General features: G+C 57.5%; 23 protein-coding genes and 1 pseudogene. 11 read left to right on the top strand and 13 right to left on the bottom strand.

Annotated elements, in window-relative coordinates; genetic code table 11:
- Positions 1-144: 144 nt before the first annotated feature.
- A complete protein-coding gene (locus V6L79_RS17940; protein ID WP_261738682.1) occupies positions 145-1014 on the bottom strand; it encodes a LysR family transcriptional regulator in 870 nt (289 codons plus the stop codon).
- Between the two features lie 165 nt (positions 1015-1179).
- Here V6L79_RS17940 and V6L79_RS17935 point away from each other — a divergent pair, with 165 nt between their 5' ends.
- From V6L79_RS17935 to V6L79_RS17905, 7 genes are all read left to right on the top strand, one after another.
- Positions 1180-2217 (top strand): amino acid ABC transporter substrate-binding protein, encoded by a 1038-nt coding sequence (locus tag V6L79_RS17935; RefSeq protein WP_338579283.1) that lies wholly within the window; start codon positions 1180-1182, stop codon positions 2215-2217.
- A gap of 13 nt (positions 2218-2230) precedes the next feature.
- A complete protein-coding gene (locus tag V6L79_RS17930) occupies positions 2231-3385 on the top strand; it encodes an amino acid ABC transporter permease (RefSeq protein ID WP_261738680.1) in 1155 nt (384 codons plus the stop codon).
- A 2-nt stretch (positions 3386-3387) separates the two neighbouring features.
- Positions 3388-4485, top strand: a complete 1098-nt coding sequence (locus tag V6L79_RS17925; RefSeq protein WP_261738679.1) for an amino acid ABC transporter permease — start codon at positions 3388-3390, stop codon at positions 4483-4485.
- Entirely contained in the window at positions 4482-5258 is a 777-nt protein-coding gene (locus V6L79_RS17920; protein WP_338579282.1) for an amino acid ABC transporter ATP-binding protein, read from the top strand. The genes V6L79_RS17925 and V6L79_RS17920 overlap by 4 nt, the downstream gene beginning before the upstream one ends.
- On the top strand, positions 5255-6214 hold the full coding sequence (locus tag V6L79_RS17915; protein WP_338579281.1) for an isoaspartyl peptidase/L-asparaginase: 960 nt from the start codon (positions 5255-5257) through the stop codon (positions 6212-6214). Before V6L79_RS17920 ends, V6L79_RS17915 begins: the two co-directional genes overlap by 4 nt.
- A gap of 65 nt (positions 6215-6279) precedes the next feature.
- Positions 6280-6585: an NIPSNAP family protein gene (locus V6L79_RS17910; protein ID WP_338579280.1), complete on the top strand. Its 306-nt coding sequence runs from the start codon at positions 6280-6282 to the stop codon at positions 6583-6585.
- A gap of 781 nt (positions 6586-7366) precedes the next feature.
- Positions 7367-7777 carry an SRPBCC family protein gene (locus V6L79_RS17905; protein ID WP_321833687.1) on the top strand — a complete coding sequence of 137 codons (411 nt, stop codon included), beginning with the start codon at positions 7367-7369 and terminating at the stop codon, positions 7775-7777.
- 379 nt (positions 7778-8156) lie between these two features.
- Here V6L79_RS17905 and V6L79_RS17900 read toward each other — a convergent pair whose 3' ends face one another.
- Both V6L79_RS17900 and gudD read right to left on the bottom strand, forming a co-directional pair.
- On the bottom strand, positions 8157-9740 hold the full coding sequence (locus tag V6L79_RS17900) for an aldehyde dehydrogenase (NADP(+)) (protein ID WP_338579279.1): 1584 nt from the start codon (positions 9738-9740) through the stop codon (positions 8157-8159).
- Positions 9741-9785: 45 nt separating this feature from the next.
- Positions 9786-11135: a glucarate dehydratase gene (gene gudD, locus V6L79_RS17895; RefSeq protein ID WP_338579278.1), complete on the bottom strand. Its 1350-nt coding sequence runs from the start codon at positions 11133-11135 to the stop codon at positions 9786-9788.
- A 565-nt stretch (positions 11136-11700) separates the two neighbouring features.
- Here gudD and V6L79_RS17890 point away from each other — a divergent pair.
- Positions 11701-12054 carry a hypothetical protein gene (locus tag V6L79_RS17890; protein ID WP_261738668.1) on the top strand — a complete coding sequence of 118 codons (354 nt, stop codon included), beginning with the start codon at positions 11701-11703 and terminating at the stop codon, positions 12052-12054.
- Between the two features lie 30 nt (positions 12055-12084).
- Positions 12085-14448: a DNA polymerase II gene (locus tag V6L79_RS17885; protein WP_338579277.1), complete on the top strand. Its 2364-nt coding sequence runs from the start codon at positions 12085-12087 to the stop codon at positions 14446-14448.
- On the opposite strand, the gene V6L79_RS17880 is transcribed toward V6L79_RS17885, so the two are convergent.
- From V6L79_RS17880 to V6L79_RS17870, 3 genes and pseudogenes are all read right to left on the bottom strand, one after another.
- A complete protein-coding gene (locus V6L79_RS17880) occupies positions 14445-14723 on the bottom strand; it encodes a hypothetical protein (protein WP_261738666.1) in 279 nt (92 codons plus the stop codon). The genes V6L79_RS17885 and V6L79_RS17880 overlap by 4 nt on opposite strands.
- Before the next feature lie 137 nt (positions 14724-14860).
- Positions 14861-15229 carry a transcriptional regulator gene (locus V6L79_RS17875; protein WP_338579276.1) on the bottom strand — a complete coding sequence of 123 codons (369 nt, stop codon included), beginning with the start codon at positions 15227-15229 and terminating at the stop codon, positions 14861-14863.
- Positions 15226-15369 (bottom strand): annotated as a pseudogene (locus tag V6L79_RS17870) (type II toxin-antitoxin system HigB family toxin); the annotation flags it as partial. The pseudogene V6L79_RS17870 and the gene V6L79_RS17875, both read right to left, overlap by 4 nt.
- Positions 15370-15584: 215 nt before the next feature.
- Between V6L79_RS17870 and crcB (V6L79_RS17865) the strand changes: the two are divergent.
- Both crcB (V6L79_RS17865) and crcB (V6L79_RS17860) read left to right on the top strand, forming a co-directional pair.
- Positions 15585-15965, top strand: a complete 381-nt coding sequence (gene crcB / locus V6L79_RS17865) for a fluoride efflux transporter CrcB (RefSeq protein WP_261738664.1) — start codon at positions 15585-15587, stop codon at positions 15963-15965.
- 16 nt (positions 15966-15981) lie between these two features.
- Complete coding sequence (crcB, locus tag V6L79_RS17860) at positions 15982-16380, top strand: fluoride efflux transporter CrcB (RefSeq protein ID WP_261738663.1); 399 nt, start codon at positions 15982-15984, stop codon at positions 16378-16380.
- A gap of 88 nt (positions 16381-16468) precedes the next feature.
- On the opposite strand, the gene kch is transcribed toward crcB (V6L79_RS17860), so the two are convergent.
- The 7 genes from kch to ureE all read right to left on the bottom strand — a co-directional run bounded on the left by kch (position 16469) and on the right by ureE (position 23051).
- Positions 16469-17644, bottom strand: coding sequence for a voltage-gated potassium channel protein (kch, locus tag V6L79_RS17855; protein ID WP_261738662.1), 1176 nt, complete (start codon positions 17642-17644; stop codon positions 16469-16471).
- A 90-nt stretch (positions 17645-17734) separates the two neighbouring features.
- Complete coding sequence (locus tag V6L79_RS17850; RefSeq protein ID WP_321833656.1) at positions 17735-18793, bottom strand: HoxN/HupN/NixA family nickel/cobalt transporter; 1059 nt, start codon at positions 18791-18793, stop codon at positions 17735-17737.
- 28 nt (positions 18794-18821) lie between these two features.
- Positions 18822-19802: an urea transporter gene (gene yut / locus V6L79_RS17845; RefSeq protein ID WP_261738660.1), complete on the bottom strand. Its 981-nt coding sequence runs from the start codon at positions 19800-19802 to the stop codon at positions 18822-18824.
- 195 nt (positions 19803-19997) lie between these two features.
- Positions 19998-20960, bottom strand: a complete 963-nt coding sequence (locus tag V6L79_RS17840; RefSeq protein ID WP_321836873.1) for an urease accessory protein UreD — start codon at positions 20958-20960, stop codon at positions 19998-20000.
- Entirely contained in the window at positions 20957-21604 is a 648-nt protein-coding gene (ureG, locus tag V6L79_RS17835; protein WP_048360971.1) for an urease accessory protein UreG, read from the bottom strand. The genes V6L79_RS17840 and ureG overlap by 4 nt, the downstream gene beginning before the upstream one ends.
- 67 nt (positions 21605-21671) lie before the next feature.
- Positions 21672-22358: an urease accessory protein UreF gene (locus tag V6L79_RS17830; RefSeq protein WP_261738658.1), complete on the bottom strand. Its 687-nt coding sequence runs from the start codon at positions 22356-22358 to the stop codon at positions 21672-21674.
- Positions 22359-22379: 21 nt separating this feature from the next.
- The gene (ureE, locus tag V6L79_RS17825) at positions 22380-23051 is read right to left on the bottom strand and encodes an urease accessory protein UreE (RefSeq protein ID WP_261738657.1); all 672 of its coding nucleotides are present in this window, start codon (positions 23049-23051) and stop codon (positions 22380-22382) included.
- Positions 23052-23054: the final 3 nt, after the last annotated feature.

Below are 23054 nucleotides of genomic sequence, written 5' to 3'. Positions count from 1 at the left end.
GTGAAGACACAGGGAGTGTGAACAGTGCAAAACCTGTGGGAGCTGGCTTACCTGCGATGCAGATGCCTCGGTGTGTCAGGCAAGCTACGGTGATGTCTTCGCGAGCAGGCTCGCTTCCACAAGGACTCGCGCATCAGGTTAAATTTACAACCGCTGCCAGAACGCCTCGGCCTGTGGGTTACGGTTGTCCCGCCAGCGCACCAAAATCACTTCCAGATGGTCGGACTCCATGTCTGGATACAGGCGCACCAATTCCTTTCGCTCAATCAACGGCGCCACCATGCTGTGGGGCATGCACGCCACGCCCTGGCCGCTGGCGACCATCGGTTTGAGCGCTTCTGACACGGTTGCCTCGAACACTTGCAGCAGGCGATGGGGCTGCGGATGGCGGTTGATCTGGGTGCGTGACAGTTCATGCAATTGCGCGCTGCGCGAGTAGCTGAGCAACGGGATCGGTTCGTCGGTCTGCGCGCAATGCGTGGCCAAGTCGGGGGTGGCGACCCAGTACAGTTCGTCATGGCCCAGGGATTTGACTTCGAATTCACTTTGCCGGGAGTAGGGCGCGCTCTTGGTGTCGCGGTAGAACAGGACGAAATCGCAACGCCCGGACATCAGCGCCATGTAGTAATCATCGGTGCTGCGATAGCCAGTATCGATCCGGGTGAACAGCGGCGTTTGCGGGCTGTTCAACTGGCTGATCCAGCCGGGGAAGAAGTTGCAGGCCAAAGTGTGCAGCGAGGCAAAGGTCAGTGGCCGGTTGAGCACTTTTACGCTCTGCTCGCAGTCGCGGGCCATGCGTACCAGTTCCACGGCATTGGGCAGCAAGGCTTCACCGGCGGCAGTCAGGCGTACCGGGTTGCGTTCGCGGTCGATCAGGTTGGCGCCCAGGTGCGCTTCGAGCAATTGAATGCGTCGGCTCAACGCCGATTGCGAAGAGCCACGCATGCTGGCCGCCGCGGTGAACTTGCCGGTATCGGCCAGGGCGAGGAAATCTTCATACCAGTCGATATTCATAGAGTTATTCCAATATTCGATAGCGCGTCCAGCATAGTGGATCAATAGTCGCTATCCGACCCATGCCTCTGTCTTTATTGTGCACCTTAACCGCCACCTGCCGCTTTACCGATCGTAAAAGTGTGGTTCACAGGCATAACAAGAAGAATTTCGAAGGGGCATGATATGCACAAATTGAATAGGGTGAAGCTTTTACTTGGGGCTCCGTTATTGGCCCTGCTGATGGTCAGTGGTCAGGCTGCCCAGGCAGGTGTGTTGGAAAAGGTCAAGGCACATGGCAGCGTGCGCTGTGGTGTAGCTGGTGATAAACCGGGTTTTTCGCTGATTGATGACAAGGGCCGCTGGACCGGCATGGACGTGGATTTGTGCCGCGCCGTCGCCGCTGCGGTGCTGGGTGATGCGGACAAGGTCGAGTACCTGACCACCACCGCGAAGAACCGCTTCACGGCCCTGGCCTCCGGTGAAATCGACATCCTGTCACGGGCCGCGTCCTGGACTGCTGAGCGGGTGGCCAATCTGGGGGTGGACTTCACGACGGTATGGTTTTACGACGGCCAGGGCTTCATGACCCATACGGCCGACGGCATCAAAAAACTCACCGATCTGGATGGCGCCACCTTTTGCCTGTCGCCCGGCACCACCTCCGAGCAGAACCTCGAAGACTATTTCGGCCGACGTGGCCTGACCTACAAAACCGTGGTCATCGAAAAAAGCCCCGAACTCTACGCTGCTTTCCAGCGCGGGCGCTGCAATGCCATTTCCAATGACTCTTCCGGTCTGGCTGCACGATTGGCGCTGATGAATAACCCCCAGGACTACGCGTTGCTGCCGGAAGTGATTTCCAAGGAGCCACTGGGTGCCTTCGTCGCTCAGGGTGACACCACCTGGCGCAATATCGTGACCTGGACCGCCTATGCCCTGATGACGGGCGAAGAGCTGGGTGTGACTTCGGACAACGTCGACGAACTGCGGGGCAATAAAACCGCATCGACCGATATCGCCCGTTTGCTCGGCACCGAAGGCACCATCGGCAAATCCTTTGGCCTGGACAGTGACTGGGCGTATCGCGCCATAAAGCAGGTCGGCAACTACGCGCAAATCTACGACCGTAACCTCGGCCAGCAGACAGCATTGAACATCCCGCGCGGGCTGAACCGCAGTTGGAAAGACCATGGCTTGATGTACGCACCGCCGATCCGTTAAGGGAATTACTGTCATGTCGACCCATCGTTCGCACAATCTGCGTCTGTCGAGTGTGTTGCAGCAAGGGCTGGTACTGGCTCTGGTTGCAGCGGTGTTTTATCTGCTCTCCAGCAACGCCGCGTTGAACCTCAAGAACCTCAATATTGCTTCCGGATTCGGCTTTTTATCTCAGCGCGCCGGCTACGACATCAGCTTCTCGCTGATTGATTACACCCCGGACGCGACCTATGCCAGGGCTTATCTGGTGGGCTTGCTCAACACCTTGCTGGTGTCGGTGCTGAGCATCGTGCTGGCCACCTTGCTGGGTGGTGCGTTGGGTATCGCCAGGGTCTCGGACAACTGGCTGATCAAGCGCCTGAGCGGCACCTGCATCGAATTTCTACGCAACGTGCCGTTGGTGGTGCATCTGGTCTGGTGGTACGGCCTGGTACTGGCATTGCCCGGGGTCAAGCATTCGGCGTCGTTGTTTGGCGTGGTGTTTTTGAACAACAACGGCCTGAACCTGCCCTGGCTTGCGCAAGGCAGTCAGGTCGGCTGGGGTGTGGCCCTGATGGTGCTGGGCATGTTGCTGGGTTATGGGTTTTGTCGTTTCAAGGAGGCCCGTACACCGTGGCGCGGTTTTGCCTCCAAGCGTTGGCCTGTGCTGTTGCTCGGGGCAGTGGTGCTGCCTTTGCTGGTGTACGCCGTGAGCGGTACCCAATTGCAATGGGAGGTGCCGGTGCAGCGCGGTTTTGGCTTTAAGGGCGGGATTACCCTGGTGCCGGAAATGCTTGCTCTGTGCCTGGCCCTGTCGTTCTACAGCGCCAGTTACATCGCAGAAATCTTTCGCGGTGCGATTGAGTCGGTGCATCGCGGTCAGTACGAAGCGGCCAGGGCGCTCGGCTTCAAATCGGGCGCCACCATGCGCCAGTTGATCGTCCCGCAGGCGATCTACCCGATGATTCCGCAAATCACCAATACCTACCTCAATATCGTCAAAAACTCCTCTTTGGGTGTGGTGATCGGCTTTATGGAGCTGGTGTCGTCTACCGGCGGCACCACCCTGAACCAGACGGGGCAGGCTATTGAATGCATCGCGTTGGTCATGGGCACTTATTGTGCGATCAGCCTGGTGATTTCTTTGGGGATGAATATCTACAACCACCGTATCGGCCAGAGGGGGCACTGAACATGACCGCAATGAATCAGGTACTGGCTGTCCCGCTGACGCCGCCGCGCTTGCCCTGGGTTCAGCGGGCTGTGGCCTGGAGCCGCAGCCAACTGTTTCCCAGTGTGGGGCACAGCCTGCTGACCCTCAGCGTGATTGCGCTGTTGTGTTGGTGCGTTCCCGCCGCACTCAACTGGCTGGTGTTCGACGCGACCTTCGTTGGCGACAGTGCCAAGGATTGCAACCCGGCAGGGGCGTGCTGGCTGCCGATTACCCAGCGCTGGAATCTGTTTGTGTATGGCTTTTATCCGCAGGCTGAGCAGTGGCGGGTGACGGTGTCGCTGGTGCTGGCCGGATCGGCGTTTGTCCTGCTGTTTTTCAAGCGTCTGGACCGGCGCCTGCTGCTGGCGTATCTGGCCTTGCTGCCGATCGTGATGTGGTGGCTGCTCAAGGGCGGAGCCGGGCTGCCCGAGGTGTCTTCGACCAAGTTCGCCGGGATGCTGGTGACGGTATTTCTGGGCACCGCGGGGATGATTTTCGCCTTGCCGCTGGGGATTTTGCTGGCCTTGGGCCGACGCTCCAAACTGCCGGTCATCCGCATGCTGTGCGTGCTCTACATCGAGCTGGTGCGTTCGGTGCCGGTGATCTCGCTGTTGTTTATGGCTTCGCTGATGATTCAGCTGTTTCTGCCACCGGACTCGGCGTTCGACATTCTGCTGCGGGTGCAGTTGGTGCTGATTCTGTTTACCGCCGCCTATATGGCCGAGACCTTGCGCGGCGGTTTGCAGAACCTGCCCAAGGGCCAGTACGAAGCGGCGATGGCGCTGGGTTTCGGCTACTGGAAAACCATGGGCCAGATCATCCTGCCGCAAGTGCTCAAGCAGTCCATTGCGCCCTTGCTAACGCAATTTATCGGCCTGTTCAAGGAAACCACGCTGGTGATGATAGTCGGCGTGCTGGACATCGTCGGTATCGCCATGAGCACTGCTGTCGCACCTGAATGGGTTGAGTACGGCCACGAAATTTACATCTTCCTGGCGATCTATTTCTTCGTCATCTGTTTTGCACTGTCGCGCTATGCCCGACACCTTGAACAACGTATGGAGCAAAGCCGCTCATGATCATCAAACCCAAGGCCGACGCTGACCTGATGGTGCGCATCGAACAATTGAACAAATGGTTCGGCAATGCCCACGTGCTGAAAAATATCTCGCTGAATGTCAAAGCCGGCGAGAAAGTGGTGATTTGCGGACCTTCCGGCTCCGGCAAGTCAACCCTGATCCGCTGCATCAATCAACTGGAGCAACACCAGCAGGGCGTGGTCGAGGTGCTGGGCGAGGAGCTCAATGGCAACCTCAAGGGCCTTGAGCGCATCCGCCGTCAGGTGGGCATGTGCTTCCAGCACTTCAATCTGTTTCCGCATCTCACAGTGCTGAAAAACTGCACGTTGCCACAGACTTCCAACCTGGGTGTGCCTGAGGCTGAAGCCATCGAACGTGCGCTGGGGCTGCTGGACAAGGTCAAGATGCGCGACCACGCCAACAAGTTTCCCTCGCAGTTGTCCGGCGGTCAGCAGCAACGAATCGCCATTGCCCGGGCGCTGTGCATGCAGCCCAAGGTCATGCTGTTCGACGAGCCAACCTCGGCCCTCGACCCGGAAATGATCGCCGAAGTGCTGGAGGTAATGACCAGCCTGGCCCAGGAAGGCATGACCATGATCTGTGTGACCCACGAAATGGGTTTTGCCCGTAAAGTCGCGGATCGAATTGTGTTTATGGATCAGGGCGAGATTGTCGAAGAAGCCCCGCCTGAACGGTTTTTCTCGGCCCCGGAATCACCGCGAACCCAACGCTTTTTGAGCCAGATAATCAATCACGGAGTGCATGTGCAATGACTCAATCCATAGCGATGGCCCTGCATGGCGGCGCTGGTGTACTGATGCCCGGCGTGCTGACGCAAGATGACGAACAGGCAATTCACGCGGCGTTATTGCAAGCGCTCAAGGCCGGTGTTGATGTGCTGGAGCGGGGTGGCAGCAGCCTGGACGCAGTACAGGCCAGCGTGATTGAACTCGAAGAGTGCCCCTGGTTCAACGCCGGGAAAGGCGCGGTATTTACCCATACCGGTGACCATGAACTGGACGCGGCGATCATGAGCGGCGCCAATCTCGAAGCCGGAGCCGTGGCCGGTGTGCATCACGTGCGTAACCCGATTTGCGGAGCGAGGGCGGTGCTGGAGCACAGCGAGCACGTGCTGCTGGCAGGGGCGGGGGCGGATCTGTTTCTGTCCGAGCAGCCCGGCCTGGAACACGTCAGCAACGATTGGTACGACACCCCCTTGCGTCGTCGCCAATGGGCAGCCCAGCAGCAGCAACCAGAGACGGTATTACTGGAGCCGGGAGGCGTGGAGAAAAAATTCGGCACCGTGGGCGCCGTGGCACTCGACCAGCACGGGCATGTCGCCGCCGCTACCTCCACAGGCGGGATTACCAACAAGCGCTATGGTCGCGTGGGCGACTCACCACTGATTGGTTCTGGCACCTGGGCCGATGACCGCAGCGCCGCGATCTCGGCCACTGGTCACGGTGAGTTCTTTATGCGCACCGTGGTTGCTCACAATATTGCGTCGCGCATTCGCCTGGTCGGCTCCAGCCTGCAAGATGCCTGCGACCAAGTGGTGCAGGGTGAACTCAAGGAACTGGGAGGCAACGGCGGGGTGGTTGCGGTGTCTCCGTCCGGCGAAACCGTACTGAGCTTCAACACCCCGGGTATGTACCGCGCCTGGCGCGATGCCGAGGGCGGTTTGCACACGGCGATCTATGCCGAGGATGATTGCCTGCATCCTGTGTGAGTTGATTGACCCGTGAGGCGGGAGGGGACTAGTCTCGATTTCCTTTTGCCTCATGGAATGAACCCATGATCACCTGCTACCTGCGTTACGTGATTGACCCGTACCAACTGGCTGAATTTGAAGCCTATGCGAAAGTGTGGATCCCGCTGGTAGCGAAGTTCGGTGGGCAGCACCACTGCTACTTCCTGCCCTCGGAAGGCGCCAACAACATCGCCTTGGCGATGTTTACCTTCCCCAGCCTCGCGGTTTATGAAGACTACCGCGAGCGCTCAAAAACCGATGCCGAGTGCATTGCCGCATTCAAACTGGCTGAAGACAACCGGTGCATCTTGAGTTACGAGCGAAGCTTCTTTCGGCCGGTTTTCGAGTAGCCGGGCGCAGTTTCATCCTCTGTGAAAGCTGTTTTCAGGCGCTGGACTTCCGGGTTTCTTGCAGTCGTTTATTAATGGGAATAAGTCTATGTCTGTGAAGGATATGTTGCTAGCCCTTTGCGTAGTTATTATATGAGGGTTGAATTTTGTAGTCATAAAGATTGGGCTTAATGGCATGCCTCCTTTTCTCTTGGCAGGTCTGAGATTCGCTCTTGTCGCTTTCTCGGCAGTTTTTTATAGGGTTACTTAAAATACCTGTGAGGTAGCTGTTGGCGTATGGCTTAACCATAAGTTTTGGGCAGTTTTCTTTTTTGTTTGTTGCGACCCTGCATATGCTATGCCGCCTGGGTATGTTTATTAGGTCACTATGAAACATGGCGAATTGCGCCATTATCTCTTCTGGTTTCTGTCGTAGGTATTGCAAGTGTGGAGCTATTCCTAGGTGGAGCGCTGTCTGGTGAGCAGTTTGTTGGTGTGGTCGTTATAGTTTTCGGGTTGTTTTTAAATATATTTGGAGGTTCTATTTTTTTGGTGCGCTGGAGGCGGGGTTAAACGTTAAAACTGTAGTAGTGGTGGTGTAATGCTCTAGTCGTTAGATAGTAATTTCTTTTTATATCTCGTAGCAGCCATAGGCATTACCCTTTGCGAAGCGAGGCCGCGCCCTAATTCGTAGATGTTACTGCAATTGTATACAGCCCAACCCTACTGCATGCTGTCGACCCATCCTGGTCGTCGCAAGCAGGGCGTTCCAATCCTATTTATTCTGAGAGACACACACCCCATGGCAGCAACATCCGCGTTTATCGATATTCCCGCTTCAACCGATCAGGTCTGGCAACTGATTGGCGGTTTTAACTCGCTGCCCGACTGGTTGTCGTTTATTGCCAAAAGCGAGCACGGTGAAGGCGGGCGTTTGCGCACGCTGCAGACCGTAGATGGCACGGTGATCGTCGAGCGGCTGCAAACGTTCGACAATGCGGGCAAAACCTATAGTTATTCCATCGTTCAGGCACCGTTTCCGGTGACCGACTATCTGGCGACTTTACGTGTCGAAGCACAAGGCGACGGTTCGCGTGTGACCTGGTCGGGGCAGTTTACGCCGCTGGGCATAAGCGTCGAGGCTGCGCAGGAATTGTTTGCCGGGGTTTACCAGGGTGGGTTGGCGGCGCTGCGTAGCCACTTTCCAGGGTAAACCACTGACACGCAGGCTTCACGCCACGCATATTATCCGGAGCTACCAACTTTCCGCCGAAAGCAAGGCGTGAGGTGGGTAGAAATCACCCAAAAACCGCAGAATGATGGCAATTTAAAATCAATGGATCCAAAAATAATGTGTCTATTTAATGACTTAGGTCAGTAACGATTTGAAAAAAATTGTTCAGAATCACTTGTTACTGATTGTTACAGTGGGGTAATATCGCCCTGCGTTCACCTACCACGGTTTATGCATTTTTAAGCCCCAAGTTTCCATCAGCTACTTGGGCTTTTTTTTGCCTGAAATTTGGTATCGGATCCAATTTTTCGGCAATAAAAAGGCGCCAAACGCGGCGCCTTCAGGCGGTGGTCAGGCCTTAATCAATCGCCTGGGAACTCCACTCGCCATTAACCAGACGCTGCAAGCCCTGCGGATTGCTGTTTTGCAACGCTTCCGGGAGCTGTGCATCGGGATAGTTCTGGTAGCAGACCGGACGCAGGAAACGGTCAATGGCCAGCGAGCCCACCGATGTGCCGCGTGAATCCGAAGTGGCCGGGTACGGGCCGCCGTGAACCATGGCGTCACATACCTCAACGCCAGTCGGGTAGCCGTTGACCAGAATCCGCCCGACCTTTTGCTCAAGGATCGGCACCAGCCATTGATAGTGCGCAAGGTCCGCCGGTTCGCCGATCAGGGTGGCGGTCAATTGGCCACGCAAGGCCAGCAAGGCGGCTTTTAACTGCGCGTCACTGTCGACTTCGATGATGATTGTGGTCGGACCGAACACTTCTTCCTGTAGTAGCGGGTCTTTTTCCAGCAACAGGCTTACATCAGCCTTGAACAGCTGAGGTTGCGCTTGCGATCCTGATTGAGTGTGGCCGGCCAGGTGGGTGATGCCAGCATGGCTGAGCAGGTGCTCCACGCCTTTGGCATAGTTGCGCAGGCCGCCTGCATTGAGCAGGGTGTGTGGCCCCTGTTCGGCCATTTGCACAGTCAGTTGCTCGACAAAGGCTGCGAACTCGGGGGAGCGCAGGCCGATCACCAGGCCTGGGTTGGTGCAGAACTGCCCGCCGCCTTGGGTGACTGAAGCCGCGAGTTCCTTGGCCACAGCCGCGCTGCGCGAAGCCAGGGCTTGAGGCAGCAGGATGACCGGGTTGATGCTCGACATTTCGGCGAACACCGGAATCGGTTGTTCGCGCTCGGCGGCCATTTTGCTCAGGGCGTTGCCACCATGCAGCGAGCCGGTAAAGCCCACTGCCTGAATCGCTGGGTGCTTGACCAACTGTTCACCGACGCCCGCGCCGAAGATCATGTTGAACACGCCATTGGGCATGCCGGTCTTTTGTGCGGCGCGAATAATTGCGCTACCGACCTGGTCGGCGGTTGCCATGTGCCCGCTGTGCGCCTTGAATACCACCGGGCAGCCCGCAGCAAAGGCGGCTGCGGTATCGCCACCGGCAGTGGAGAAGGCCAGCGGGAAGTTGCTGGCACCGAACACGGCGACCGGCCCGACGCCGATCCGGTACTGGCGTAAATCCGCCCGTGGCAGAGGCTTGCGATCCGGCAGGGCCAGATCGATCCGAGCCCCTAAATAATCACCGCGACGCAGTACCTTGGCGAACAGGCGCATTTGCCCGCTGGTACGGCCGCGTTCGCCTTGAATGCGCGCTGCAGGCAGGGCGGTCTCTCTGCACACCAGGGCGACAAAGTCGTCGCCCAGTTGATCAATTTCGTCACCAATGGCGTCGAGAAATTCGGCGCGGCGCTCAGGCGAAAGTTGGCGAAACGCCAAAAAGGCTTCGGCGGCGGCGTTGGCGGCGCGGTCCACTTCTTCAGGGGTCGCCTGATAAAAGCGCAGAGGCAAGGCCTCGCCGGTGCTGGCATCCAGGCTTTCAAGCGTGACGGTGCCTTCTGCGCTGCGGCTGCCGCCGATAAAATTGTGGCCTGTTTCGTTCGACATCGTTTCAATCCTCGCTAGATAGGCTTTAAGCGCGCACTGGAGTGTTCAGCGCACAAGGCATGGTTTTTTGTTGTCGTATTTCCAGCCGGGAACAAGGAACTGCATGGCGACGCTGTCGTCGCGAGCACCCAGGCCCATGCCTTTGTACAGTTCGTGAGCCTTGGTCGCGGCGTCCATGTCGATATCCACGCCCAGGCCGGATCTGGCCGGAACCTTGATATGACCGTCGACGATTTTCAGCGGCTCGCGGGTCAGGCGCTGGCCGTCCTGCCAGATCCAGTGGGTATCGATGGCGGTAATTTCGCCCGGTGCCGCCGCTGCGACCTGAGTGAACATGGCAAGGGAAATATCAAAATGGTTATTGGAGTGCGAACCCCAGGTCAGGCCCCACTCGTGACACATCTGCGCGACCCGTACCGAGCCCTGCATTGTCCAGAAATGCGGGTCGGCCAATGGAATGTCCACTGCTTGCGATTGAATCGCGTGCCCCATTTCGCGCCAGTCGGTGGCGATCATGTTGGTGGCGGTGGGCAGTCCGGTGGCGCGACGGAACTCAGCCATCACTTCACGCCCTGAATAGCCGTTTTCCGCGCCGCATGGGTCTTCGGCATACGCCAGCACGTGATGCTGATCACGGCACAGGGTAATGGCTTCCTTGAGTGACCAGGCGCCATTGGGGTCAAGGGTGATGCGTGCATTCGGGAAGCGTTCGGCTAGCGCCGTCACCGCTTCGATCTCTTCGGCACCGCGCAATACACCGCCCTTAAGCTTGAAGTCGTTAAAGCCGTATCTGGCTTGGGCGGCTTCTGCAAGGCGGACGATGGCTTGCGGGGTCAGTGCTTTTTCGTGGCGCAGGCGCAACCAGTCATCGCCATCGGCTTCACTGCGGTAGGCCAGGTCGGTCTGCTGGCGGTCGCCGATGTAAAACAGGTAGCCGAGCATCTTCACCGCATCGCGTTGCTGGCCTTCACCGAGCAAAGCCGCTACCGGAACCTCGAGGAACTGACCGAGCAAGTCGAGAAGGGCCGCTTCCATCGCCGTGACCGCGTGGATGGTGATGCGCAGGTCAAAGGTTTGCAGGCCGCGCCCCGCCGAGTCGCGGGCGGCGAATGTGCTACGCATGGCATTGAGGATGCTCTGGTAGTTGCCGATGGGTTGGCCCACCACCAGGTTGCGTGCGTCTTCGAGGGTTTCGCGGATGCGTTCGCCGCCCGGCACTTCACCTACGCCGATATTGCCGCTGCTGTCCTTGAGGATAACGATATTGCGGGTAAAGAAAGGGCCATGAGCGCCGCTGAGGTTGAGCAACATGCTGTCATGGCCCGCCACGGGGATAACCTGCAGGCTGGTGACGACCGGCGCTTTGCTGGCGTTGTGCTGATGTTCGGCGTTCATGGTCTGTTCCTTGAAAAGAGTCAGGGGTTGGCTGATCGATTAACGAGGCGGTTTGCAGGGCTATGGCAGCCGTGACCGGTGGGTGGGTCCTGGCAAAGCGTTAGCGCGTGCAGCAGACAGATTGCTGGCGTTATTCACAATTCGAAGCCCCACTGATTATTGTTATGCGGGTGATTTGCGCCGAAGGGTTTGCCCTTGGTTAACAGACATCATACGAGTTGGGTTTTGGTCCCGCAATGCTTTAAAGCCAGTCGATTAGTCACAAGTCGGTTTTTATACGTATTTTTATAGGTTTTATTGGGTTTATAGCAGTTTTGTGGTTTTCCCATAGCCGATTTTTCTGTTGGTCATCGTACCTGTTAGCTGCGCCGATGCGCCCGTGGCTTCTGTAGCCGCTGCCGAGGTACGAGGCTGCGATCGATTGCGAAGCGATCGCAAATCCTGAATGTGCGGTTTTTCTGCGAAGCTGCACAGCCTCGTGCCGTGACAACGACCACTGGTTATTTAGCCACCTCTTTGCACTGGCTGCGTGCTATCGTGTTCGCCTTATTTGAGGGGGAATCCAATGCGAATGCTGATCAGTGTTTTGAGCCTGGCCTTGCTGGCCGGCTGTGTTTCTCCTGCGATGGACACTGCCCGCAGTAAAAGCCCGACGCGGGTGCTGGCTTCGGCCAAGCCGACGCCGCTGGTGGCGGAGTGCATCAAATTTTCGTGGCAGGACGAAAGTGTCTTCGGGGTAGATGCCAGCGCTTATGTCAACACCGACAAGTCCGGCCAGCAGACGGTTTATACCCGTGGTGCCGAGTCTTTTGCCGATTTGCTGCCACAAGGCACGGGCACTGCGGTGAGCTATTACGCCAAGCAGCCTGATGATGCTGCGGCCATGCGCCGCCTGGCGATGTTGGCGACGTGTCTGTAACTCGCTCGATCGGCCTTTGAGGCTGCCACGGTGGAGTTGAGACAGGGCTTCGTCCTGACCCGGCACTGGCGCGATACACCGTCGGGGATCGAGGTCGAGTTGTGGCTGGCGACTGATGACGGGCCGCAGCACGTGCGCTTGCCTTACCAGACGTCTACTGCGTTTATCCCTACGGTGCAGTGTGCACAGGCACAGGCACTGTTGGGGGATGAGCGTGGGGTCGAGTTTCGTGAGTTGGCGCTGTGTGATTTTCAGTCGCGCCCGGTCATTGGGCTTTACTGCCAACAGCACGGTCAATTGATGGACATTGCCCAGCGGCTGCGTCGCGCCGGGGTGGATGTGTATGAGGCCGATGTACGTCCGCCGGAGCGCTTCCTGATGGAGCGCTTTATCACTGCGCCAGTCAGTTTCGGCGGCAGCGCTCAGGCCAACGGCCCGTTGTTGAACACCCAGATGAAACCCCATCCAGACTATCGGCCGCGCTTGAAGCTGGTGTCGCTGGATATCGAAACCAGCCCCCAGGGCGATCTGTATTCGATTGCCCTTGAGGGCTGCGGCCAGCGTCAGGTGTATATGCTGGGCAAGGCCACCGAGGCCGATACCCCAGTGAATTTCGACCTGGAATTCTGCGCCACCCGGGGCGATCTGCTGCTGCGTTTGAACCAGTGGCTGGCGCTGCATGATCCCGACGCGATCATTGGCTGGAACGTCGTGCAATTCGATCTGCGGGTGCTGCACGAGCATGCCCGGCGCCTGGGCATCCCGCTGTTGCTGGGACGTGCGGGCAGCGAAATGCAGTGGCGCGAACACGGCAGCCGCAAAAACCATTTTTTCGCCAGTGCGGCGGGGCGTTTGATCATCGACGGTATTGAGTCGTTGCGCTCGGCGACCTGGTCGTTCCCGTCCTTTAGCCTGGAAAATGTCGCCCAGACCCTGCTTGGCGAAGGCAAGGACATCAGCACCCCGTACCAGCGCATGGACGAAATCAACCGCATGTTTGCCGAGGACAAACCGGCGTTGGCGCGTTACAACCTCAAGGATTGCGAACTGGTGACGCGGATCTTCGCGAAAACCGAGTTGCTGACCTTTCTGCTTGAACGCGCATCGGTCACGGGCCTGGAGGCGGACCGCAGTGGTGGTTCGGTGGCGGCGTTTTACCATTTGTACATGCCGTTGATGCACCGCCAGGGCTTTGTCGCCCCCAATCTCGGTGACAAACCACCCCAGGCCAGCCCCGGCGGCTTTGTGATGGAGTCCCAGCCGGGGTTGTACGAATCGGTGCTGGTGCTCGATTACAAAAGCCTTTATCCGTCGATTATCCGCACCTTTTTGATTGATCCGCTGGGGTTGGTGGAAGGATTGCGCGAGCCCGGAGACGACACTTCGGTACCGGGCTTTCGCGGTGCGCGCTTTTCGCGCACCCGGCATTGTTTGCCCGCCATTATCGAGCGGGTGGCCAATGGGCGCGAAGTCGCCAAGCGGGAGAAAAACGCTCCGTTATCCCAAGCCCTGAAAATCATCATGAATGCGTTTTATGGGGTGTTGGGCTCCAGTGGCTGCCGTTTTTTCGACACCCGACTGGCGTCGTCGATCACCCTGCGCGGGCACGAAATCATGCTCAAGACCCGCGCGCTGATCGAGGCCCAGGGCTTTAGCGTGATCTATGGTGACACCGACTCTACCTTCGTCTGGCTGCGCAGTGAGCACAGTGAAGAGGACGCCGCGCGTATCGGCCGCGAGCTGGTGCAGCATGTCAACCAGTGGTGGCAGGCCCATGTGCACGACGAATACGGGCTGACCAGTGCGCTGGAACTACAGTTCGAAACCCACTACAGCCGGTTTTTGATGCCAACCATTCGCGGCGCCGAGGAGGGCAGCAAAAAGCGCTATGCGGGTTTGGTGGCGCACGCGGACGGGCGTCGGGAGATGGTCTACAAGGGGCTTGAAACCGTGCGCAGCGACTGGTCGCCGCTGGCCCAGCAGTTTCAGCAGGCGTTGTACCTGCGCATCTTCAATCGCCAGCCCTATCAGGACTACGTACGGGATTTTGTGCGCAGCACCCTGGCGGGTGAGCATGATGAACTGTTGATTTACCGCAAGCGCCTGCGTCGTCAGCTCAGTGATTACGAACGCAATGTGCCGCCCCATGTGCGAGCGGCGCGGCTGGCCGATGAGTACAACGACCTGCAAGGTCGTCCCCGGCAGTACCAGAACGGCGGCACCATCAGCTATGTGATCACCGTGGCCGGCCCCCAGCCGCTTGAGAATCGCACTGCAGAGGTGGATTACGACCACTACCTGACGCGTCAGCTACAACCGGTAGCGGACGCGATTCTGGTGTTTGTCGACGACGACTTCAGCGCACTGGTGGGCGGGCAACTGGGGTTGTTTTAAGCGTCGCTGGCCGGGGTTGTTGCTTTGGATTTGGCGCGGTCTTTGGCGGCCTTGGCTTCGGCGGCCAGGCACTCCAGGCAGAACTGTTCGGCGTAGCTCATGATGATCTCGGTGGTATCACCCTTGATCGTGCGTGAACCCGCGAGGATGTAGCGCATGCGTTTTTCGGTCACGCCGATGCGCAGGGCAATCCAGGCTGGGGTCTGACCGATACGGTCGACCAGTTTGTTGGCGTATTCGGTGGAGTGGTTGTAGCGTTCAGCGTTGGGAAACATAGGGGGTCCATGGTGGAGGGCGAAACCGGAGCGCATGGTACTCCTTTTCAGCCGCTGCCATGATTTTGCCTGCCGTCGAGTGTGTCACCGCCACATGAGTGGTAGCCACTGGCGAAGGCTGCGTAAAAATCAGACAGCTATGATTTCACGGGCCTGATCAGGCTCTCCGCGGGAATTCCAAACATCTCATGCAGCTTCCAAATCATTGGGAGCGTCAAGGCTCTCTTGCCATTTAGCACTTCATATACCCGATTCTGCCGACCAATAGCAGGCACAAGGTCAGCAGGTGATAGCCCGGATGGCTCCATCCTGAAGCGTATGGCATCGACCGGGTTGGGAAGGTCAATTGGGAAGTGCCTTGCTTCATAGGCTTCGATCAGGGTGATCACTACCTCAAGGTAGTCACCTTCTGGAGTATCTGGCTGTGGCTCATTGTCGAAAAATGGTGAAACGGACTTCAGTGCATCCTTGTAGTCCTGCTCGGTGCGGATTGGACGAATGTTCATGGTTCAACGGTGTTGGCATCAATGACGTCGTACTGGTTGTGAGTACCGACGAACTTGATATAAATGGCGCTGTAGCGATAGGCCACAGCTACAACCAGCCGATAGTCGTTACCTTAAATGTTGAATACGACCCTGCTGCTCAAATACCTCGCCAATCCCAAGAACACCGGTTTGAAAGCTTAAGCAAATATGAGCTTGCGAAGGTGTTTAGCCGTATGCGACCAGAGTCAATTTTTGTGTTGCACCGCAATTCGAGGCGACTGGGGCCAACACTTTCGTATTGGCTAAGATGCCCCTCGCGGATTTTATCAACTAGAGTTCCCTCGACTAACCAACAGGCACGAGAGGGATTTTCATGACTGCGCTGGATGTGTTTTGGGTTGGGCTGGGAGGCGGTTTGGGCTCGCTGTTGCGCTGGTGGGTCGGGTTGCGTGTCGGGCAGTTTTACAAGGGGGGCTTACCGCTGGGCACGTTTTTGATCAACGTTAGCGGTGCCTTTGTGATCGGCTATTTGAGCATTCTGTTTACCGTGGACTGGCGCGACCGCTATGGCGATTTTTTGAGCGCTGCGGTGCTCACCGGCATTCTGGGTGGCTACACCACGTTCAGCAGTATGCAGCTGGACGCTTCCAAGCTGGCCAAGGCCAAGGATCGGGCCTGGGCGGCAGGTTATTTGATCGTCTCGGTACTGCTCGGCCTGGCCGCCGCCGCATTCGGCGCCTGGCTGGCGCGCTGACACAGGAGTACACAAGATGCTGAATATGATCATTCTGGTGTTTGTCGGTGGCGCGTTTGGCGCCATGTGCCGCGAGTTTGTGATGCTGTCGGTGCCGCGTCTGGCCGATGGTTTTCCAATGGATATCTTTGTTGCCAATATCGTCGCGGCGTTCCTTCTGGGGGTGGCTACGTCACTGTTTAAAAGCAACCGGATCAATCAGTACGTACACGTGATGGTCGGCACAGGGATCATGGGCGGGCTGTCCACGTTTTCGAGCTTCGTATTCGGCGCGGTTGAAATGATGAAAGACCCAGCCGGTGTATTTGTCTCCATCTGCTATCTGGTGATCAGTCTGGTGATTGGCTTTGCAGCGGTTGAGCTGGGTTTGTTGGCCGGGGCCAGGGGCACGCCTGCCCCCGATACCTCGCAATAAAACATGATAAAGCCCTCAACTGTGGGAGCGAGCCTGCTCGCGAATGAACTTCGCGAGCAGGCTCGCTCCCACAGAACACCGCTCCTGTTTACGCCAGCGAAGTGCGCTTGCCGAAGAACATTTCGGTGATCAGGTCGTTGTTGATTTCATCTCCCTGAAGGGTACGCACCAGCAACTCACTGCCAAGCAACGGCAACGACAGCACCATGGTCGGGTTGACGCGTTTGACCTTGGGCATGTTTCGGGTTTCGTTGACCAAGGCGATGATTTGGGTATCGTCCCCGGCCACTTCCTTGGCTGCCAGAATGGTGAACACGTTTTCGGCGTCGCTGTCGCACAGGGTCACGATGTACTTGGCCTGCGCTGCGCCTGCCAGTGTCAGGGTCGAAGCTGCCGAGGGGTCACCTTCGATGATGTCTGCCTTTTCCGGCAGATCGTGCTGACTACCGGTGGCACACACCACGGTGACGTGCTCGCCACGATCAGTCAGGCCTTTGTAGACGTTTTGGGCAAGGGAGCCGACGCCAACGAGGATGTAGTGATTTTTACGGGCCATGTGGGTAATCCTGCCTTTAACGATTCGTTGGATGTTGTTGCTGATCAGCGGGCCGGCAATGGACGCCACCGAAATCGCGAAGATGGTGATGCCCAGGATGATCACCGTCAGGGTGAAAAACCGTGCATCGGTGCTATGCGGGACGATGTCGCCAAAGCCCACGGTCGACATCACCACTATGGCAAAGTAGAACGCTGACGGGAGGTCAGTTACTGGCGGTGCAAAGCCGTCACCGATGTAGAGCGTGCCCAGGGTGCTGTAGACAATTAGTGAGGCGATGCTGACCACCGCGAAGAAGCTGCCCGTGGCCAGGCTGTAGTGGTCGAATCGGCGCCAATAAAAGGCCAGAACGGCAATGGTGAACAGTGAGTAGAAGGTAACGCCGTCGGGTTTTTTAAGGATGAAAAAATCAACACAGACGGTGGCCACCAACAGCAGCAAGGCGAAGAACCAGCTGATGCGCGACCTGATCAATAGCCCCAGTGACATCAGCAGCAGGACAAACCCCACCACAAACCCGGGGATTTCCAGCAGGGCTAAAAAGCTTAATGCCTCCTTCCAGGTATCGAATGAGCCAGAGATAGAATTGGCGTGGGCGACGCCACGTTGCAACACCGGCAAAAATAATAAAAAGCCATTGATTGCCACCAACAAGGCGACCCCATAGGCAAAGGAGATCCGATTTCTTACGTCCTGTAATAAAGTCATGGCACCTACGACGCGTCTGTTAAGGGGTGATGGGAGTGTAGGTCAGGTTTTTTCGACTGCCAGATACGATCCCGCGTGCTTGAGCCTGCATCAGGTATTGGCGGCCAATTGGTCATAGCCGCGCAGGTAGTAGTTAACGGCAGAAATTAGCCAGCACAGCACAAACATGCCGATGATCCAGTAGCCAATTTCGCCGAAGTTTTCACTTATTGCGTTGATTGGCGTCCATATCCCGCCGGTTAGTTGAAGTTTGTCGGCAATCAACCCCAGCGCTTCGACGCCGCCGATAAACAGCGCGACCACTACCGAGGCGGCAGTGATGGTGATGTTGTAGTAAAGCTTGCGCACTGGCTTGGAGAAGGCCCAGCCGTAGGCGCCAATCATCACGAAGTTGTCCAGTGAATCGATCAGGGCCATGCCCACTGCGAACAGCACCGGGAACACCATGATCGACCACAGGCTGATGCCGTGCGAGGCGCTGGTGGCGCTGATGCCCAGCAGGCCGATTTCGGTGGCGGTGTCGAACCCCAGGCCGAACAGAAAACCCACCGGGTACATATGCCAGCTTTTATTGACCAGGTTGAACACTCGGCCAAAGATCCGTGCCATCAGGCCACCCTTGTTGGTGACGATCAGGTCCAGCTCTTCGGGGGCCAGGGTGTGTCCGGCCTTTACCTGTCTGAACTTCTTGTACACCGATATCAGGATTACCAGGTTGAGCAAGCCGAACAGCAGCAAGAACACCGATGACACCAGCGTACCAATCAGGCCGCCGGTTTCATGGAACCACTCCATATCGTCTTTGAAGGCCATCGCGGTGGCCGCAATTGCGAAAGACGCCAGCACCACAATGGTGGAGTGTCCCAAGGAGAACCAGGTGCCCACGGCAATCGGTCGTTTGCCCTGTTGCATCAACTTGCGCGTCACGTTGTCGATGGCCGCAATATGGTCCGCATCCACGGCGTGACGCAAGCCGAAGCTGTACGCCAGCAAAGCTGTGCCCATCAACACCGGATTACTGCCGAACTCGATAAAAGCCCAAGCCCAGGCGAGGAGGTTGGCCACGATCAAACCGGTCAATAGATAAATGGCACGCCGTGTGGTGTTCACCGGTTCGGCATTCGTCAGGGGGAGGGCAATCGCGCTCATGGAAGAACTCCGGCAAAAGGATCGAAAGTTATTGGCGGTGGGCCGGCATCACGTCTTTGTTGGGCACCAGGAACAGCCAGGAGGCCAGCACAAACGGCATGGTCAGGGTCGGGATTCCAACCGGGGCCAGTACTGTATTCAAGGCCCCCTGCACAAAGACAGTGAAAATCACCCCGATCAGGGTGTAGATCAGTACGCGCCAACTGGGCTTGTTGAAGGTTGAACCCAGGGCGATAGCGGTCAGCACGGCGCTGAATGCGTAGAGTCCATTGTTGATACTGGAGTGTTCTGCCTGCAACACTGTGGCCACAAGAATCGCCAACAGCGAACCGCAGAAGGCAAAAACCGCCGCCCACAACGATGACACCGCCAGTCCCGCCAGCAGCAACACGCTGCCGATCACACTGCTGAACAGAAACACTTCGGAGATGCCATAGAAGGTGCCATCGAGCCAATGAATGCCGTCGAACAGGTTGCTGTTATGCGCGATCAGGTCATGGGGCAGGTTGGGCACCGGCAAGGTGGTGATGTTCATGCCGCCGAAGGCGTAGCTGGCCAGGAACATGGTCCAGGTGACCAGTACGAAGGGGGCGGTCAGGGCGGCGACTTTCCAGGTTTTCAGAATGTCGGCGATGCAAATGGTGACGATCACCGAGACCACGCTGCCCAGAATGATGCACAGCCACAGAATTGGCGTGGCCTCGAGAAAGGTCGGCAAGGCGACACCGACCAGGCAGCCGTTATAGCCGTACAGACCGGCCTTCCAGGATTTGCGGTCCTTGAGGTGTATGCCGGTAAAGGTTGCCACCGCGGTGCCTAATACACTGCCGAAGGCTACGGCAGGAAGCCCCTCGGCAAAGGCTCCAACAAAGATCGCGGCAAAAAACAGCAGTCCGGTCAGAGGGTTGTTCTGGAACATGACTTGAGCGCAGCCGCGCAGGGTGACGTCGATAAACTCAAGGACGACGTTGCCATCCGCTATTTTTGACCATTTGGAAGCCGCTTGCATGATGACTCTCCCTTTTGTGTACTTTGCCGGAACCGCTTGTGTAGCAGCTGCCGAAGGAACGAGGCTGCGTTCGGCGGCGAAGCCGTCGTAAAGTCATGCAGCCCGGTCTTTCAGATACACCGCGTCCACCGGGTTTACGAGGACTCTGTCCTCGGACGCAGCCTCGTTCCTGCGACAGCTGCTACAGGTTTTCTGCTATCGCCAAAGAAACTGCGGTTGCAGCGTTATGCCCAGGATCTCTTCGCGTGCGACTTTCCAGAACTCGCGGATTTGCGCCTTGACCTCGCCACTGTCATTGCCCAGCACCTTGAAGATCAGGCCGCAATCGTTGGGCAGGCGAGTGACGCCGCTGGCCAAGCCTGCCGTCATGTCGAAGAGCGCCGGGATACGCGCCACAATCCTGTCGTGATGCTCCTTGGGTGTGAGCAACACCACGTTGCCAAACACGTCGAAGGTTTGCATCACGCCGACGGCGTCCAGGCTCTCCTTCTTCGGCTCAAGAATGTACTTCTCGACAAACAGCTCGCGGCCTTCAAGGTTCTCGGCGCTCACTCGTGAGGAGTACACGTCAAACCCGAAGCGCTCATCCACATGGTGGTACTTGCGCCCCGACATCAGAATTTCGCAGTAGATCGCTGTCGCCGTGGGGTGGATCTTTATCCGGGTGTCGGTGATGAATCGCGCATTGCGATGGGGGATCAGCGGGTCGGGCATAAACTCCAGATAGCCGTCTTCTTCGACCCGAAAGTGCTGGATTTGCGAGGCATAGTTGGCATTCATCGAATGCACTTTGGTCGCAGACTGGGTGGTGACATGCCCGCAGGCACCCACCCCCACATTCACGTCTGTGGCCAAGCGGTCGCCCTGCAACACGCAGCCCGAGGTTGAAATCATGGTGACGCAAGGCAGCTCGGGCATTTCTTCATCCCAATACAGTGCCCGCTGCACCAGCGACGGTACACGCCGCTCCATATCAGCCAGGATGCTGCGATTGCCGCGTTTCTCAAAACCCAGTCGCAGGTAGCCGCTTTTGCCCGCGGCACCGCTGTGCATTTGCGGCGGCTCGTCCTGGTACTGCGCCAGCTCCGGCGCAGCATTACCGAGTGAGTGAGCGCGAAGCCGTGACGGGTTGTTCACGATTTGGCTCAGCGCTGTCATGCAGTGACCTCGCTCTTGACTGCCGGTTTCTGGGCGAACAGGAACATGTGCTCGATCATGTCCACCAGCTCCTCGATGCCCTGGCCGGTCTTGCAGTTGGTGAGAATATACGGACGGTTGCCGCGCACCACTTTGGTGTCGCTTTCCATTACATCCAGGCTGGCGCCCACATAAGGTGCGAGGTCAATTTTGTTGATGATCAGAATATCTGCCTGCACCAGACCCGGGCCGTTCTTGCGCGGGATTTTTTCGCCTTCTGCCACGTCGATCACGTAGATATAGAAGTCAGCCAGGGCGGGGCTAAAGGTCAGGGTCAGGTTGTCGCCGCCACTTTCAATCATGATCAGGTCGCTGTCGGGGAACTTTTCTTCCATTTCCTCGACGGCTGCAATATTCATGCTCGGGTCTTCACGCACAGCAGTGTGCGGGCAAGCACCGGTCTCGACGCCGAGAATCTTGTCTTCGTCGAGAATCCCCTTGAGGGTGCGTTTGACTTGCTTGGCGTCTTCGGTGGTGACGATGTCGTTGGTGATGATCAGCGGCTTGTAGCCACGGTTGATAAGGATCGGGGTGATCACTTCGATGATCGCGGTTTTACCTGAACCGACCGGGCCGCCAATACCAATACGAGTAATCTTTTTCACGGTTTATTCCTTAACAAATAGGGGAGCTGATTGAGCGTCGACACAGGTCAACGCAGGCCATCGGGTGTCAGTTCATGAAGAGCCGCACATGCGCTTTCACGTGTACGGCGGCGAGCACATCGACGATCGGTACATAGGAGGACATCTGCTCGATATCGCCGATTTCGGCGATGTCGCAGAAGGCTTCAATGTCGTGATTGAGTTCGAACAGGATGTGCTGGGTGTCCAAGTGTGTGACCCGCATCAGGCGCATGGCAGCGCTAAGAATGGTCATGGCGACACCGTACTGGTGCATCACCACCACTTCGCGGGCGCCAATGCCCTGGGTCGACATCACTACTGCCTGGGTGACGGGGTAGGTGCCCGCAGCGTTACCCGCCTTGATCTGCTCCAGCCACCAGCGCACCAAGGGTTTTTCGACGACATGGATCGACATTTCGGCCAGTTTTTTGCCCATGCGCGTGGCCATCAAGCGGCTTTCTTCGTTGAGCTTGCGGTTATTGACCGCCCAGTCGGCGCGCAAAATACCGTCGCGATCATCGGCAACGGCGGCCCGGTGCGCCGCGACGACGCCCATGCCGTCACAACTGGCCGCTTGTTTTAGCGCGGTAAGAACAAAGCCTTTGAGGGTCGCGACATCGTGAACGATGCCTTTCTGAATGGCGGACTCCACGCCGTTCGAGAACGAAAAGGCACCCACTGGCAATACGGAATCGCCAAACTGCATGATGCGAATTAGATCTGATGCGTTCATCTATGCGCCTTCTTGCCGGGTTCAGTGCTTATGGCTGTGAAACGTATGGCCGTCATCGTGGCTATGACTGTGTGAGTCGTGGCTGTGCAGGCCTTGAATTTTCAGGGCCGCGGCCTCCAGCTTGTCTTGCGGGCTGGCCACGTGAACGTGGGTGTCGGTTTCTTCGGCACCGCCAAACAGCAGGCGCGCTTCGGAAGTGGTGAGCAGGGGCAGAATCTCAGCGCCGCCTATAAAGGCGTACGGCAGGTGTTGAAAACCGTGAGTGCGCATCACCGAATCCATCATTTTGGTTTCGACGGTAAGCGGGATGTAGACCTCATTGTGTTTGGTAACGGCTTTCCAGTGCTGGTTACCCAGGGCATGGCCCAGTTCAAAGCTGGTTTTGATCAGTACGTCCAGAGGCTGTTGTTTCAGTTCCTTGAGATCGATCACCATCACGTCTCTCAGGTTCAGTTGCACCACGACCGCGGTGTTGGTGGCTTCATCCCATAGCAGCACATCGCCGTCGGACAGCACGACATTGCGCTCCAGCGAGATACCCAGATCCAGCCCGCCGAGGCTGGTGCGTCGGCAGCGGCTTTTCTGCGCCTCACGCTGGTCCAGCACCAGCAGGTCGACGTTGGCGGCTTCCAGCTTTTGCTTCCAGTGCGGGTCTTTCTTGGCGTTGCCCAGAATGTGTTCAATCAAAATCACGTC

Source organism: Pseudomonas sp. ML2-2023-6 (assembly GCF_037055265.1).
Taxonomy (GTDB): Bacteria; Pseudomonadota; Gammaproteobacteria; order Pseudomonadales; family Pseudomonadaceae; genus Aquipseudomonas; species Aquipseudomonas kulmbachensis.
The sequence above is the reverse complement of the archived record's forward strand: the minus strand, read 5'-3'. Positions and strand labels throughout refer to the sequence as shown.

Excerpts from the sequence above, each read along its gene's own strand:
- crcB (WP_261738663.1), top strand. The coding sequence starts at position 15,982 with ATGCTGAATATGATCATTCTGGTGTTTGTCGGTGGCGCGTTTGGCGCC.
- V6L79_RS17915 (WP_338579281.1), top strand. The coding sequence starts at position 5,255 with ATGACTCAATCCATAGCGATGGCCCTGCATGGCGGCGCTGGTGTACTG.
- V6L79_RS17905 (WP_321833687.1), top strand. The coding sequence starts at position 7,367 with ATGGCAGCAACATCCGCGTTTATCGATATTCCCGCTTCAACCGATCAG.
- V6L79_RS17910 (WP_338579280.1), top strand. The coding sequence starts at position 6,280 with ATGATCACCTGCTACCTGCGTTACGTGATTGACCCGTACCAACTGGCT.
- V6L79_RS17840 (WP_321836873.1), bottom strand. The coding sequence starts at position 20,960 with ATGACAGCGCTGAGCCAAATCGTGAACAACCCGTCACGGCTTCGCGCT.
- kch (WP_261738662.1), bottom strand. The coding sequence starts at position 17,644 with ATGACTTTATTACAGGACGTAAGAAATCGGATCTCCTTTGCCTATGGG.
- V6L79_RS17875 (WP_338579276.1), bottom strand. The coding sequence starts at position 15,229 with ATGAACATTCGTCCAATCCGCACCGAGCAGGACTACAAGGATGCACTG.
- V6L79_RS17890 (WP_261738668.1), top strand. The coding sequence starts at position 11,701 with ATGCGAATGCTGATCAGTGTTTTGAGCCTGGCCTTGCTGGCCGGCTGT.
- gudD (WP_338579278.1), bottom strand. The coding sequence starts at position 11,135 with ATGAACGCCGAACATCAGCACAACGCCAGCAAAGCGCCGGTCGTCACC.
- V6L79_RS17925 (WP_261738679.1), top strand. The coding sequence starts at position 3,388 with ATGACCGCAATGAATCAGGTACTGGCTGTCCCGCTGACGCCGCCGCGC.
- V6L79_RS17850 (WP_321833656.1), bottom strand. The coding sequence starts at position 18,793 with ATGAGCGCGATTGCCCTCCCCCTGACGAATGCCGAACCGGTGAACACC.
- V6L79_RS17920 (WP_338579282.1), top strand. The coding sequence starts at position 4,482 with ATGATCATCAAACCCAAGGCCGACGCTGACCTGATGGTGCGCATCGAA.
- yut (WP_261738660.1), bottom strand. The coding sequence starts at position 19,802 with ATGCAAGCGGCTTCCAAATGGTCAAAAATAGCGGATGGCAACGTCGTC.
- V6L79_RS17900 (WP_338579279.1), bottom strand. The coding sequence starts at position 9,740 with ATGTCGAACGAAACAGGCCACAATTTTATCGGCGGCAGCCGCAGCGCA.
- V6L79_RS17935 (WP_338579283.1), top strand. The coding sequence starts at position 1,180 with ATGCACAAATTGAATAGGGTGAAGCTTTTACTTGGGGCTCCGTTATTG.
- V6L79_RS17930 (WP_261738680.1), top strand. The coding sequence starts at position 2,231 with ATGTCGACCCATCGTTCGCACAATCTGCGTCTGTCGAGTGTGTTGCAG.
- V6L79_RS17940 (WP_261738682.1), bottom strand. The coding sequence starts at position 1,014 with ATGAATATCGACTGGTATGAAGATTTCCTCGCCCTGGCCGATACCGGC.
- crcB (WP_261738664.1), top strand. The coding sequence starts at position 15,585 with ATGACTGCGCTGGATGTGTTTTGGGTTGGGCTGGGAGGCGGTTTGGGC.
- V6L79_RS17880 (WP_261738666.1), bottom strand. The coding sequence starts at position 14,723 with ATGTTTCCCAACGCTGAACGCTACAACCACTCCACCGAATACGCCAAC.
- V6L79_RS17830 (WP_261738658.1), bottom strand. The coding sequence starts at position 22,358 with ATGAACGCATCAGATCTAATTCGCATCATGCAGTTTGGCGATTCCGTA.